The 13,466-nt window shown below is 65.5% G+C and carries 15 protein-coding genes; 9 read left to right on the forward strand and 6 right to left on the reverse strand.

The genetic code is table 11. The features are described from left to right. Positions 1 to 42: 42 nt before the first annotated feature. The 3 genes from rpe to ABIB95_RS09225 all read left to right on the forward strand — a co-directional run bounded on the left by rpe (position 43) and on the right by ABIB95_RS09225 (position 1,436). A complete protein-coding gene (gene rpe / locus ABIB95_RS09215; RefSeq protein ID WP_028158459.1) occupies positions 43 to 744 on the forward strand; it encodes a ribulose-phosphate 3-epimerase in 702 nt (233 codons plus the stop codon). Positions 745 to 1,042: 298 nt separating this feature from the next. After that, positions 1,043 to 1,222 (forward strand): hypothetical protein, encoded by a 180-nt coding sequence (locus ABIB95_RS09220; protein ID WP_028147458.1) that lies wholly within the window; start codon positions 1,043 to 1,045, stop codon positions 1,220 to 1,222. A gap of 22 nt (positions 1,223 to 1,244) precedes the next feature. Further along, complete coding sequence (locus ABIB95_RS09225; protein ID WP_014494175.1) at positions 1,245 to 1,436, forward strand: hypothetical protein; 192 nt, start codon at positions 1,245 to 1,247, stop codon at positions 1,434 to 1,436. Between the two features lie 6 nt (positions 1,437 to 1,442). Here the strand turns inward: ABIB95_RS09225 and ABIB95_RS09230 are convergent, their stop codons facing one another. The 5 genes from ABIB95_RS09230 to ABIB95_RS09250 all read right to left on the reverse strand — a co-directional run bounded on the left by ABIB95_RS09230 (position 1,443) and on the right by ABIB95_RS09250 (position 5,792). Beyond that, positions 1,443 to 2,876 (reverse strand): serine/threonine protein kinase, encoded by a 1,434-nt coding sequence (locus ABIB95_RS09230; RefSeq protein WP_354238852.1) that lies wholly within the window; start codon positions 2,874 to 2,876, stop codon positions 1,443 to 1,445. A gap of 6 nt (positions 2,877 to 2,882) precedes the next feature. Continuing rightward, complete coding sequence (locus ABIB95_RS09235; protein WP_354238854.1) at positions 2,883 to 3,623, reverse strand: metallophosphoesterase family protein; 741 nt, start codon at positions 3,621 to 3,623, stop codon at positions 2,883 to 2,885. 117 nt (positions 3,624 to 3,740) lie between these two features. Then, positions 3,741 to 4,346: a hypothetical protein gene (locus ABIB95_RS09240; protein WP_166091382.1), complete on the reverse strand. Its 606-nt coding sequence runs from the start codon at positions 4,344 to 4,346 to the stop codon at positions 3,741 to 3,743. Then, on the reverse strand, positions 4,339 to 5,025 hold the full coding sequence (locus ABIB95_RS09245) for a DUF2135 domain-containing protein (protein ID WP_028147462.1): 687 nt from the start codon (positions 5,023 to 5,025) through the stop codon (positions 4,339 to 4,341). Before ABIB95_RS09245 ends, ABIB95_RS09240 begins: the two co-directional genes overlap by 8 nt. Then, positions 5,022 to 5,792 (reverse strand): MotA/TolQ/ExbB proton channel family protein, encoded by a 771-nt coding sequence (locus ABIB95_RS09250; protein WP_028147463.1) that lies wholly within the window; start codon positions 5,790 to 5,792, stop codon positions 5,022 to 5,024. The genes ABIB95_RS09245 and ABIB95_RS09250 overlap by 4 nt, the downstream gene beginning before the upstream one ends. A 200-nt stretch (positions 5,793 to 5,992) precedes the next feature. On the opposite strand from ABIB95_RS09250, the gene ABIB95_RS09255 reads away from it, so the two are divergent. The 4 genes from ABIB95_RS09255 (at position 5,993) to ABIB95_RS09270 (ending at position 9,663) form a co-directional block, all read left to right on the forward strand. Continuing rightward, positions 5,993 to 7,363 carry a sensor histidine kinase gene (locus ABIB95_RS09255; RefSeq protein ID WP_247309368.1) on the forward strand — a complete coding sequence of 457 codons (1,371 nt, stop codon included), beginning with the start codon at positions 5,993 to 5,995 and terminating at the stop codon, positions 7,361 to 7,363. A gap of 7 nt (positions 7,364 to 7,370) precedes the next feature. Next, positions 7,371 to 8,021, forward strand: a complete 651-nt coding sequence (locus tag ABIB95_RS09260; RefSeq protein WP_028158452.1) for a response regulator — start codon at positions 7,371 to 7,373, stop codon at positions 8,019 to 8,021. A 223-nt stretch (positions 8,022 to 8,244) separates the two neighbouring features. Continuing rightward, complete coding sequence (locus ABIB95_RS09265) at positions 8,245 to 9,276, forward strand: MBL fold metallo-hydrolase (protein WP_354239100.1); 1,032 nt, start codon at positions 8,245 to 8,247, stop codon at positions 9,274 to 9,276. Between the two features lie 96 nt (positions 9,277 to 9,372). Next, complete coding sequence (locus ABIB95_RS09270; RefSeq protein WP_354096174.1) at positions 9,373 to 9,663, forward strand: hypothetical protein; 291 nt, start codon at positions 9,373 to 9,375, stop codon at positions 9,661 to 9,663. Between the two features lie 36 nt (positions 9,664 to 9,699). Here ABIB95_RS09270 and ABIB95_RS09275 read toward each other — a convergent pair whose 3' ends face one another. Continuing rightward, positions 9,700 to 10,287 (reverse strand): TetR/AcrR family transcriptional regulator, encoded by a 588-nt coding sequence (locus ABIB95_RS09275; protein ID WP_247309366.1) that lies wholly within the window; start codon positions 10,285 to 10,287, stop codon positions 9,700 to 9,702. Positions 10,288 to 10,852: 565 nt separating this feature from the next. Between ABIB95_RS09275 and purB the strand changes: the two genes are divergently transcribed. Further along, positions 10,853 to 12,160, forward strand: a complete 1,308-nt coding sequence (gene purB, locus ABIB95_RS09280) for an adenylosuccinate lyase (RefSeq protein WP_014494164.1) — start codon at positions 10,853 to 10,855, stop codon at positions 12,158 to 12,160. 118 nt (positions 12,161 to 12,278) lie between these two features. Then, complete coding sequence (locus ABIB95_RS09285) at positions 12,279 to 13,451, forward strand: M20 aminoacylase family protein (protein WP_085404318.1); 1,173 nt, start codon at positions 12,279 to 12,281, stop codon at positions 13,449 to 13,451. Positions 13,452 to 13,466: the final 15 nt, after the last annotated feature.

Below are 13,466 nucleotides of genomic sequence, written 5' to 3' on the forward strand. Positions count from 1 at the left end.
AGGCGAGCATCATCTTTCACGGCCGCCACGGGACACCGCGCCATGACCCAAGCCTTCACTCCCCGCCCCCTGGCCATCGCGCCCTCGATCCTGGCCTCGGACTTCTCCAGGCTCGGCGAAGAGGTGCGCGCGGTGGACGCGGCCGGCGCCGATTGGATCCATCTCGACGTGATGGACGGTCATTTCGTTCCCAACATCTCCTACGGCCCCGACGTCATCAAGGCGATGCGCCCGCACACCAAGAAGATCTTCGACGCGCATCTGATGATCTCGCCCTGCGACCCCTATCTCGAGGCCTTCGCCAAAGCCGGCTGTGACCACATCACCGTGCATGCGGAAGCAGGTCCCCATCTGCACCGCTCGCTCCAGGCGATCCGCGCGCTCGGCAAGAAGGCCGGCGTCTCGCTCAACCCGGGCACGCCGATCAGCGTGCTCGAATACGTCATCGACCTCGTCGACCTCGTGCTGGTGATGTCGGTCAATCCCGGCTTCGGCGGCCAGGCCTTCATCCCCTCTGCGATCGGCAAGATCCGCGACATCCGCGCGATGACGGCGGGACGTCCGATCGACATCGAGGTCGATGGCGGCGTCGGTCCCGATGTCGCGGGTCCCCTGGCCGCGGCGGGCGCCAACGCCTTCGTCGCCGGCACCTCCGTGTTCAAGGGCGGCACGCAGGAAGCGTACAAGACCAACATCGCCGCGATCCGTAACGCCGCCGCAGGCGCACGCGGCGAAGCGATCTGAAGCACAAGCAACATATTTGCTGAAAAGCTGCGGGTCTTACGGGCGTTGCGACGCGCAATGCCTAAATTGCACCTTGATCCGTACTCCTCCGGGCTTCCCTGATTCGTGCAAATCACCGCTAGTGATTCTTGCCTGTTTTCGCGGGAGCACATCATGACGACGACCCTGGTTTGGACTGGCGTGGCGTTGTGGCTTGGTTTCAGTGCGTTTGTTGTGTTTGGCCCATCGGCCGGACCGGCGAGGGTGCCGGCACGTTCGGCCCGCATCGTCCGTCGCGACTGGTATCGGGCCTGAGCCCATGCAGATCGCGCTCGTGAAGCGTCAAGCGAAGCGCAGGTGCCGCATCCCGCGGCGCCCGCATCCTGACCTCGACTATTTCTTCGGTCGGCTCGAACGCACCGAAGGCGAGAGGCGCGACGACACCGGGCCCGAGATGGCGGACCCGGATCACCCGCTCCGGTCACCGCGCCGGCATTGAATTCTGTTCTGGACCACGCCCGATGAAACCGCACTGCCCGAACTGCCTGAAGGAAATGACCAAGGCATCCGCGTCGCGTAACCTCTTCAATTGCGAGCCCTGCCGCGAGATCATCCAGTATTTCGGCGGCGGCGCGGATCACGGCGAGCCCGGCCCGCAATTCTGCTGGCCGATCCGCCGCAAGCGCTCCGTCCACGCCGCCCACGCGGCGTGATCTTTCCTAGCCCCACACGACGCCGGCGTCCGGTTTCGCCGCAGCCATCCGCGGCGGCCGCACCACGGTGACGGTGCAGGCCGCCTCCGAGGCCACCTTGGCCGAGACGCTGCCGAGCAGCGTGCGGCGGAACGAGCTCTGCCGTGCGCCGATGATGACGTGGTCGACCTGATTGATCTCGGCGAATTCCAACAGCGCCGCGGCGGGGTCGACGGCCTCCAGCACGTGAACCGACAGCCGGCTCTCGTCCAGCTTGAGCGGCGTCGCCCAATGCCGGAGCGCGACCAGGCGGTCGATATGCTTGTTGGAGCCCTGCTCGTCGAGCGTCCGGTCGATCGCGATGCGGTTGAGCTTGAGCACGTTGACGCAGGCAAGCCGCGCCGACGGCAGCGTCGCGAGAATGCGCTCGGTGGTCACGCGCAGCGCCTCGTTCAGCTCGCCCGCGCCTTCCACCGTGTCGAGCGCGACCGCGAGGATCGGGCTGGAGGCGATTTGCGCGGCGACGTCCGATTTCGCGCGCGGCGCCATGACGCCCAGGTTGAAGCGCCGCCGCCAGGCGACGCTCAAGGGGTCGCGCTTCAGCCGTTCCGAACGCGCGGTGAGCCTGACCTGGTCCGGATGAGCGAGATCGAAGGCGAGCTGGGACGCGGTCGGATAGCGCCGCACCGGCTCGATCTCGAGACAGCGCAGCACCACCTCCTGAAGCCAGGGCGGATAGTCCGCGCGCAATTCGCGCGGCGGATGCGGATCGCGCCACAGCCGGCGACGCATCGCGCGCAGCGTCTCGCCCTCTCCGAAGGGACGCTCGCCGGTGGTGAAGAAATAGAGCAGCACGCCCAGCGAAAACAGATCGCTGCGCGGATCGTCGCGTACCCCCAACAGCCGCTCGGGCGCCATGTAGGGCGCGGTGCCGTAAGGCAGGCGGAATTCTTCCTGCAACAGGTCCGGCAGATGGTTGTGGTGCGACAGGCCGTAATCGATCAGGACCGCCTCGCCGCTATCGCGGAACATGATGCTGCTCGGCTTGATGTCGTGATGAATCACGTTCTGCCGGTGCAGATCGGCCAGCGCGGCGGCGATCTTCGCGACGAGCTGCCGCGCCTCCTCATATGGGAGCGGCAGGTCGGGCAGCCGTTTGTAGAGCGTGGTCCCGGGAATGCGCTCGATCACGGCGTAGGCCTGGTGCGCGAAGTCGCCGGTGCCGAAACCTGAGGGCACGTGCGGCCCGGCGAGCCGCGGCAAGATCATCATCTCCATCTCGAACGAGACGATCGCGGCGGGGTCCTCGCCCTCCGACACGCGCGGAATCTTCATCAGCAGCGGCACGTCGATGCCGGGATGGGTGACGGTCCACAGCGTCGCCATGCCGCCGGCATGGACGCATTCACCGATGGTGTAGCCGTCGATCTCGGCGCCTGATTTGACCAGGGATTGCGGCATCGGCCTCTAGCGTCCCTGCGACAGCCGGTCGGCGAGCCAGGGCGGCAGGCCGTTCTCGCGAATCTTGTTCGCCGCGCTCGCGATGTCATAGGGCGCGCGGCAATAGGTGATCTGGCACGACACGGTGTCGAACAGCACGAAGGCTGCGGATGGATCGCCATCGCGAGGCTGGCCCACCGAGCCGAGCACGGCCAGCCATTGCCGCCCGCGCAGCAGCGGCACGGAAACGTCGGTCTTGGGCACGAGGCTCGTCATCTTCGCCGTCACCGACATCGAATAGAGCGCCGGGCGATGGATGTGGCCGCAGAAGGTGACATGGGCGGGCGTCGATATCAGGCTCTTGGCGGCATCCGCCGTCGAACGGACATAGTGCCAGCGCTGCGGGCTCGAGGCCTCCGAGTGGACGTAAAGGCGCTCCTTCTCATCCACCAGCATCGGCAGCTCGGCGAGGAACCGCCGCTGCGCGACGTCGAGCCGCCCGCGCGTCCATTCGATCGCGATCTGCGCCTCCGCATTCATGGCTTCGGTCGTGGTGTTGACCGCCTCGTCATGATTGCCGCGGACGACGATGGCGCCCTCCCGGACCAGACCCATCACGGTATCCACGACCCATTCCGGATCGGCGCCATAGCCGACGAAGTCGCCGAGCAGGACGAACCGCTCCGCGCCCTTCGCGCGGGCAACCTTCAGGCAGGCCTCGAACGCCTGCCGGTTGCCGTGGATATCCGAGAAGACAGCGAGAAGCACGCACCCTCCACCCCAAAGGCCTTATCGGAAGCCGATAAGGCCAAATTGAGGGACGTCAAGAAGATGCGCCAGTGCGGGTGCGTTTTCCAGCGTGCCCCTGTCGCGATGGTGAAGAGCCTATTGCTCGTCCTTCGGCGGCATCCGGGGCGGCGGAATCGGGGTGAACACCGCGCCTTGCGCGCCGGCGGGTGGTGCCAGGAATTCGCCGGTCGAGGAATCGCCGCCGCTGGTCTCCAGAATGGTCTTGGGCGTCACATATTCCCGGACCATGTCGATGAGGCTGCCATCGCCGCCGCCGAAATCGGCCGCGCGGCCGCCTTGCGGATGTCCCAGCGCGATCTCATTCTCCGCCGCATGGGTCTTGTCGGCCAGCCTGTCATTGTAGGGCACACGAAAGGCGCGCGGGATACCGCTCGGTCGATTGTCCTCATCGAGCTGCTCGACCCAGAGATAGATCGAGCCGGGATCGCCTTCCAGCGAATGCGGCTCGACGATGCGGGCCTTCAGCAGCTTGAAGGTCGCCGGCAGCCGTTCGGAACTGGCCCAGCCCAGCAGCCCGCGCATCTCGGTGAAGCTGACGACATAGAAGGCGCTGGTCACGACCACCGCGACGGCCTTCAACGACCAGTGCAGCCGCGCATAGACCAGCACGACAAGCAACAACGCGCCGATGACGGCGTAGGCGACCGACAGCGTGAGGATGACCGTCTGCAGGCTAGTCACGGCGCACCCTCACGGCGTTCTTGCTCACACCGGTCCTCGGGTCGAGATCGGCGCCGTTGCGCCAACTGCTGCGGAACGTCTCCAGCAGCGATTTCGGCCGCTGGTCCACATTGACGACCTTTCCCTCCGCATCGAGCCGGAACCGCACCGCGGTCTTCTCGTCGCCGGTGTGATCGAGCGTGAACTTGTTGTCGAAGACCACCTGCGCGGTCGGATTGAGCTTCTGCACCTTCACATTGGCCTGGACCGGTTCGCCGGTCGTCGCCACGAAATGCGAGACGTTGACGGTGTATTCGCCGGCGAGGATGCCGCGCACCGTGACGATCTCCTCGCGGATCGGCGAGGCGATCTTCTTGCCGTTGACCATGATGAAGTCGTTGGCCCCGCCCCGGTCGTCGCGATCGAGCGTGAGGAAGCCGGCTTCGCGGTGGCGATACCAGGCGATGTTGCCGGCGGGATCCTGCACGAACAGGTCGAGATCGTCTGGATGGCTGTCCGGCCAGTCCAGCGTGATCATGAACTCGGCCTTGGAATCGATCTTGCCGTCCTTGGCATCGGGCGACACCGCGAGCAGCGCGAGGAAGAACAGGAAGGCGATCACCTGGAGCGCCTTGAACAGCATCACGCCCAGCGGATCGAACGGCTCCTCGCGCGGATAGAGACCAAAGTCATCCATCATGACGCGGTTCCAGCGCCTTTGCGCTCCAGTACCGGCGTCACATAGGTCTCGGTCAGCACCACCGCGTCCGAGAACACCCGCTGGGTCGCGGCATCCAGCATGTAATACTGGATGCGCACCAGGATCGAGCCGACGAGGCCCGCCAGCGTAGTGTACATCGCGACCGCCATGCCGTCGCTCATCAGCCCCATCGAGGAACGCATCGCGACCTTGTCGGCGGCATCCAGCCCCGCGATCGGCGCCAGCATGATGATGAAGCCGATGATGGTGCCGAGCAGGCCGAGCTTCATCAGCGTGTCCGAGACGAAGGCACCGAACCCGTTGGAGCCGCGCAGCCGGTCGGCCAGCGTCCGCAGCAGCAGCGTCTGGTCGACCGCCCGGTAGTCCTGCGCGGACGCTTTCGTCACGAGGCTCTCGATGTGGTCCCGCACCAGCCCGCGTGGCAGCGCGGCCGCGCTGCCGTCGAGCACCTTGCTGCCCCCGGGCGCCGCGAGCACCGCCCGGCACCGCCGCGCCGCCGCGCCTTCACGGGCGATCGCCCGTGTCCGCAGGAAGCAGTGGCCGCAGGTAAGGACATAGAGCAGCGCGATCACGCTGGAAATGTAGGTGCGGTCCGAGGTCAGCATCAGGCGGATCAGGCCGAAGCGCCACAGCAGCACCACGGCGAAAATCGACAACCCGGTGAAGATCATCCAGAACAGCAGCGCGCTGCGCTCGGATGGGTCGGCAGCAGACCCCGCGATCGGTCCAATCGTCATCGAACTCATGCTGCACTGCTCCTGGCTTGCAGGCATTGGCCTGCAACGATTCCACCCCGATTAGATCAAAGCCGCCGCGCGCGGTCCAAAGAGCCATGCCCAATCCGGCTTGGGAAATTTGCCCGAGCTGCAATCCGGCCCAAACCCCGCAATTGGCAAGGCGCGGCGGCGTTGTTAGGCTGACCTTACCAAACGTTGAGGGTGATCGCATGCGCCTCGTGCTTCAGCTTGTCGCCCGTCTGCTTCTCATCGTCGCGCTCTGCCTTGGCGCTGCGACCGTCTGGGCCACGTTCGACGCCTATCGCAGCGTCGACCGGGCGACCGCGGCCTCGGCGCAGCGGGTCGCGCAGGCGCTTCAGGCGCTGTACTGGCACGAGTTCTTGTTGCGCAGCAGCAGAACGCGCGAGCAGCTCTTGCCGGTTCCGGAGTGGCGCACCCTGGAGACGATGAAGCTGATCTCGCCCGGCGTCTGCGTCGAGTTCCAGCCGGCCATCGCATTCGAACGGCCGCTCTGCGGCCAGAGCGTGGGGCTAGGCAAGACGCCGCCGCACTGGTTCACCGCGATCGTACCCATCTTCCTCGGCAGCCACGCCGAAGTGATAAGGCCCGTCAGTCCCCGCGCGGCAGCCGCCGGAACGGTCGTCGCGACGCCGGATGCCGCAGCGGCCATCTCGCTTGCCTGGGAGTATCTCCTCAACGTGGTCGACGTCGCGCTTCTGATGGCGGCGGCGATCGCGCTCTTGGCGTCGCTCGCCATCGCGCACGCGCTGGCGCCGGCGCGCACCATCGTCGCCGCGCTCCAGCGCATGGCGCGGGGCCAGTATCGCACGAAACTGCCGCGCTTCCGCTCCATGGAGCTGGCGATGATCGGCAGCGCCGTCGGCGAGCTCGGCGGCCGGCTCGAGGAAGCCACCGAACAGCGCGCGGCGCTGACAAGGCGGCTGATCGAGATCCGTGACGACGAACGCCGCGCGCTCGCCCGCGAGCTGCACGACGAGTTCGGCCAAAATCTCTCCGCCATCCTCGCCTTCGCCAACACGATCGAGACCGCAAGCGCGAAGGAGAGCAAGGATAACGCAATCGCGCAGGACGCGCGCATGATCTCGCAGGCCACCCATCATCTGATGGCCTCGCTGCGCGATGCGCTCAAACGCCTGCGCAATCCCCTGCCCGAGGAGCTCGGGCTCGAGGCCAGCCTGGTCAATTTGGTGGACAGCTGGCGCTCGCAAAGCGCAGCGCAGCCGACCATCCGGCTCGATCTCAGGGGCGACCTCACCGACATCAGCGGCCCGGCCGCCACCACCGCCTATCGCGTGGCGCAGGAATGCCTGACCAACGCACTGCGCCACAGCTCGGCGCGCGAAATCTCCTTGCGCATCGAGCGGCGCGCCGGTGACGACGACGCGCTGCTGATCCGTGTCGAGGACGACGGCGGCGGCGACGCGGCACGCGTGGCGCAGTCGACCGGCTTCGGTCTCACCGGCATCCGCGAGCGGGTCGCGGCGGCCGGCGGATCGCTGTCGATCCTGCCTGCGCGAGGAGGCCTCAGCGTCGCCGCCACCATCCCGCTCGCAGCGTGAGGCCGACATGAGCGAGGTCGCGGCAACAGGCATCTCCGTGCTGCTGGTCGACGATCATCCGATCGTGCGGCAAGGCTACCGGCGCGTGCTGGAGAGCCAGGGCGATCTCCATGTCGTGGCGGAAGCCGACAACGCGGCCGACGCCTACGGCGCCTTCAAGGCGCACGACCCTGATGTCGTCCTGCTGGATATCTCGATGCCCGGCGCGAGCGGGCTGGAGGCGATCCGCAACATCCGCGCGCGCAGCCCGCGGGCGCGCATCCTCGTCTTCACCATGCACAACGAGGCCGTGCTGGTGAAAGCCGCCTTCAGCGCCGGAGCCAGCGGCTTCGTCACCAAGAGCAGCGAACCCTCCGCGGTCGTCACCGCCATCCGCAGCGTTGCGCGCGGCGAGCGCGCCATGAGCGACGACATCGCACATATCCTGGCCGAGGACAGCCTGTCGGCGGGCTCGGCGCTGGACCAACTGGGTGAGCGCGAGATCGAGATCCTGCGCCAATTCGCCGGCGGCGCGACGACCGAGCAGATTGCTGCGCATCTCAATCTCAGCGTCAAGACGGTGCAGAACTATCATTATTTGATCAAGACCAAGACCGGTGCGCGCACCGATGCACAGCTTGTGCGGTTGGCGGCGAGCTGCGGGCTGACGAGGATCTAGGGCTTCGCGGCTGGACGCCTATCCGGTTCCGGCCGGCCGCTCCAACGAAGGTCTCCAGTCGCTCTCGGATTGTGCTAGGCTCGATCGCAGCCACGGCATCCGGCGCGAGACCGCCGGTGGATGTCTGTTGGGCTCCGATCTTGACGCGAGCCTTTTGGCCCGGCTCTTTCGAAGCCGCCCTCGTTCCCGTTGTATGTTTCGCACGACAACAGGAGACGCTTCCATGAAGATCAGGGACAGTCTTCTTGCCGTACTGATCGCCTTCAACGTTTTCGCGATCGGAACCACCGAGAGCGCAGCAGCCGACGCGAAAGACCAGATCACCATTCTTTATGACGCCTTCGGCACAAATGACGCGATGACAAAGGACTGGGGTTTTTCCGCCCTTGTCGAAGTCGCGGGAAAACGCATCCTGTTCGACACCGGTAACGACCCCGAGATCTTCGCGGCAAACGTGAAGGCCAGGGGCGTCAACCTCTCGGACCTCGACTTTGTTGTTCTTTCGCACCGCCACTCCGATCATATGGCGGGTTTGTCCTACGTCCTGAGCGTCAATCCGACCGTCAAGATCTACGCGCCGAAAGAAGGATTTGGCATCTACGGCTCTTCGCTGCCTTCCGGCTTCTTCCGGAAAGACGAGGCCTTGCCGCCGGAGATGCGGTACTACGGAGGCAAGCCCCCAGCGGTGATGAAGTTCGGCTCGGCATGGGCCACCGCAAACTTCGAACTGATCGATCAGACGACCGAGATTGCTCCTGGGATCACGCTGATTTCGCTGATCTCCGACGCGCCCGGGACAAGAGAGCTCAAGGAGCTGTCTCTGGCCGTCAACACCGCAGAAGGCGTAGTCCTTCTGGTCGGTTGTTCGCACCCCGGGATCGAGCGCATTGTCGAAGCGGCGACCGGGATCAATCCCAGGATTCATCTCATCGTGGGCGGATTTCATCTGGTCGTGGCGCCTGACGATGCAATCGCGAAAGTCGTTACCGCTCTCAAGGACAGGTTCAAGGTCGACGCCGTAGCACCGGGGCATTGCACCGGTGAGCCGACTTTTGCCGCGCTCAAGAAGGCGTTCGGCGACAGCTATCTCTATGCCGGCCTCGGCACGTCGATTCCGGTTGGAACGAGTGGGAATGTCCGACGCGGAGAAGGTCCGACGCTTGACGACCTTGCGACATATCGGAAACTGGCCGGGCGTGAAGACCCGTTCGGCATCTTGCGGTCGCGCGGCCTGCGGTCGGGATCCGCGCTCTAGCGCGCGCAGTTCGCGCCTTTATCCAGCGCGTGAGGCGAGCGGAATGGAACCGACACCGTCGCGCTTTGGTTAGCAGCAGAGTGAAGGAGTTGCGCCATGAGTAAGGCCATGCACCGAACGGTCGTCGATCCTCCGCTCCTCACCGTGGGCGAGCTCATCGACGAACTCTGCCGCTTGCCGGATACGGCCGTCGTCCACTTCCGCTGCCCCGCACTCGATCAGGAGCTTACATTCTACCGCATTCGGAAGCGGTCAAAGGACGCCGTCGAAATCGCGGTGAACACATATCCGGAGAGCCCGCCGGTTGTCCCATCCTCCAACGGAAGGCAATCGACCCGCTCGCCTGCCCTTCGCGAGGAGGCCCTTTTGCACAAGGCGAAAGGCTGAATCGACAGTTACACGCTTTGGCGGGACCGTGTCGGTCTAGGCCGCCTTCAACCCGCGCAGCACCAGCGCCAGGGTCGCATCGACACGAGCGGGCAGATCGGCGTCCTTCCACTCGTCGGCATGTGCCGGGTGGTGGAAGCGGACGGTGGCATCGAAGATGGCGCGGGCGGTGACCTTGACGTCGCCCACCTCGAACACGCCCTGCTTCACGCCGTCGGTCAGGATCGACGCGATCTGGTCGATCATGGTGTCCTTGTGGCACTTGACGGCGGCGCAAGCCTCGCGCGCCAGCGTCAGATAGGTGTCGAACATCTCGGGATCGTCGAGCACACGCGAGCGCTTGGCGGCGAACAGCGTACGCAGCCAGCGGTCGAGTCGCGCCGGCGCCGGCCCCTGCTCCTCTGCGATCGCCAGCAACGGCGCGTCGATGCGATCCAGCCAGCGTTTGGCGACGGCCTCGCGCAGCGAGGCCTTGCTCGGGAAATGGCGATAGACGCTGCCGTGGCTCACATCGAGCGCACGGGCAACGTCAACCACGGTGGCCTTGGCGAGTCCGTAGCGCCGCAGAACGTCCTCGGTGACTTCGAGTATCCGCTCCGGCGTCAAGATCACGGCTTCATTCATGCCAGCACCATGTTCCCGTTGAGGGCTCAGTTACCCGGCGATGGAGCTGCTTCCGAAGCGCCCGTGCCGGTCGTTTCGGAAAGCTCTCGCCTTAATGAGGCAGTTTTGCAGCCTGCGCCGCGATCTGGCGCGCAACCAGTAAATTGAGCCAATGCCCAATCGTTCCGGTGAAGTTGATGATTTCGGTCGTCATTGTCTTAAGTCTCCATTCGTCCGCGGTCCCCACCTCCTTGTGTCCCGCGATCCGCAAGTGTTTCGGACCTGGGCTCCCTGGGCGGGTCACCGCGGGACGCCCAATCGGAGCGTCCGGGAACGGATATACACGTCTCGCTGACAGATTTCAATATCTGTCAGTCAATGATCCGTGATTGACAGTTAATTTTTGCGGGCGGCGTCGCCTCTGCCTGGGCTAGTTCCGGGGGCGGTGGATAGCTCGCCGATCCCCCTCGCCCGGGGTCCAGATCGTTTGTTTCGCCCTGCCCGCTCTGCTAAATCACGGCGTAAAAAGCATTTTGGCCGGTCGCCGCCCCCTTGGGCCGCCCGCTCACCTTCCTGGAGCAGTCTGATGATCCCCCGCTATACCCGCCCGGAAATGGCCTCGATCTGGGAGCCGCAGACCCGGTTCAAGATCTGGTTCGAGATCGAGGCGCACGCGGCGGACGCCCTCGCCGAGCTCGGAACGATCCCCAAGGAAGCCGCCAAGACGGTCTGGGCCAAGGCCAAGGACGCCACTTTCGACGTCGCCCGCATCGATGAGATCGAGCGCGAGACCAAGCACGACGTCATCGCCTTCCTGACCCACCTTGCCGAAATCGTCGGCCCCGAAGCGCGCTTCGTGCACCAGGGCATGACCTCCTCCGACGTGCTCGACACCTGCCTCAACGTCCAGCTCACCCGCGCCGCCGACCTCCTGCTCGCCGATCTCGACAAGGTGCTGGCCGCGCTGAAGAAGCGTGCCTTCGAGCACAAGATGACGCCGACTATCGGCCGCAGCCACGGCATCCACGCCGAGCCTGTGACCTTCGGCCTCAAGCTTGCTTATGCCTATGCCGAATTCTCACGTGCCAAGGAGCGCCTGATCGCGGCGCGCAAGGAAGTCGCGACCTGCGCCATCTCCGGCGCCGTCGGCACCTTCGCGCAGATCGACCCGCGCGTCGAAGAGCACGTCGCCAAGGCGATGGGCCTCGTCCCCGAGCCGATCTCCACGCAGGTCATCCCGCGCGACCGCCACGCGATGTATTTCTCGACGCTTGGCGTGATCGCCTCCTCGGTCGAGCGCATTGCGGTGGAGATCCGCCACATGCAGCGCACCGAGGTGCTGGAGGCCGAAGAGTTCTTCTCCGAAGGGCAGAAGGGCTCGTCCGCGATGCCGCACAAGCGCAACCCGGTGCTGTCGGAAAACCTCACCGGCCTCTCCCGCATGGTCCGCGCCTATGTGACGCCGGCCCTGGAAAACGTCGTGCTCTGGCACGAGCGCGACATCTCGCACTCCTCCGCAGAGCGCATGATGGGCCCGGATGCCACCGTGACGCTCGACTTTGCGCTGGTGCGCCTCGCCGGCCTGATCGACAAGCTGCTGGTGTATCCCGCCAACATGCAGAAGAACCTCGACCGCCTCGGCGGCCTCGTGCATTCGCAGCGCGTGCTGCTGGCGCTGACCCAGAAGGGCGCAAGCCGCGAGGATGCCTACAAGCTGGTGCAGCGCAACGCGATGCCGGTCTGGCGCGGCGAAGGCGACTTCCTCCAGCTCCTGAAGAAGGACACTGAAGTGAAGAAGTATCTCACCGACGCCGAGATCGAGGAGCAGTTCGACCTCGGCTATCACCTCAAGCATGTCGACACGATCTTCAAGCGCGTGTTCGGCGAGAGCTGAGCGCGCGTCCGTAGAAACTGCCGGGTGGTTAGCCGCAGGCATCACCCACCATTCCTCGTGACACGGCGGTGGGTTACGCTACGCTAACCTACCCCACGAACAAGAAACGGATCCCCTCATGCCCATCGTCAACCGCGTTGCCGCCCTCTCCGACGAAATGGCCGCCTGGCGCCATGACTTCCATGAGAACCCGGAGCTGCTCTACGAGGTCCATCGCACCGCCGGCATCGTCGCCGATCGCTTGCGCGAATTCGGCTGCGACGAGGTGGTGACGGGCATCGGCCGGACCGGTGTCGTCGGCGTGATCCGCGGCCGCAAGTCGGCCTCCGGCAAGACCATCGGGCTGCGTGCCGACATGGACGCGCTGCCGATCATGGAGACGTCGGGCGTCGCCTACGCCTCCAAGGTTCCCGGCAAGATGCACGCCTGCGGCCATGACGGCCACACCGCCATGCTGCTCGGTGCCGCCAAATATCTCGCCGAGACGCGCAATTTCGACGGCACCGCGATCATGATCTTCCAGCCTGCGGAGGAAGGCGGCGGCGGCGGCAAGGCGATGGTCGAGGACGGCTTGATGACGCGCTGGAACATCCAGGAGGTCTACGGCATGCACAACATGCCGGGCCTGCCCGAGGGCCATTTCGCGACCACGCCCGGCGCGATGCTGGCCTCCTCCGACAACATCCAGATCACCGTCCACGGCAAGGGCGGCCACGCCGGCGCCGGTCCGCACAAATCCGTCGACAGCGTGCTGATCGGCTCGCAGATCGTCAACGCGCTGCAGTCGATCGTCGCGCGCAACGTCGATCCGCTGAAGTCCGCCGTCATTTCGATCACGCAATTCCACTCCGGCACGGCCTTCAACATCATCCCTGAAGTCGCCGAGCTCGGCGGCACCGTCCGCACGCTCGATCCTGAAGTGCGCGATCTCGTCGAGCGCCGCATCGGCGAGGTCGCCGAAAGCGTCGCCCGCGCCTATGGCGGCTCGGCCGAGACCAAGTACACGCGGATGTATCCGGTGACGATGAACCATGCGCGCGAGGCCGGCCTTGCCGCCGACGTCGCCCGCGACATCGTCGGTGCCGAGCGCGTCAACGACAAGTTCATCCCGATGATGGGCGCCGAGGACTTCTCGTTCATGCTGGAAGCGCGTCCCGGCGCGATGATCCTGGTCGGCATGGGCGACGGCAACGAGTGCCACCACCCGGCCTATGTCTTCAACGACAACATCCTCGGCCACGGCGCCTCCTACTGGGCGCGCCTGGTGGAGACGCGGATGCCGGCGGGCTAGCGTCGCTTCGCGGCA

The sequence above is a fragment of the Bradyrhizobium sp. LA2.1 genome (genome assembly GCF_040547725.1).
GTDB classification, from domain to species: Bacteria; Pseudomonadota; Alphaproteobacteria; order Rhizobiales; family Xanthobacteraceae; genus Bradyrhizobium; species Bradyrhizobium barranii.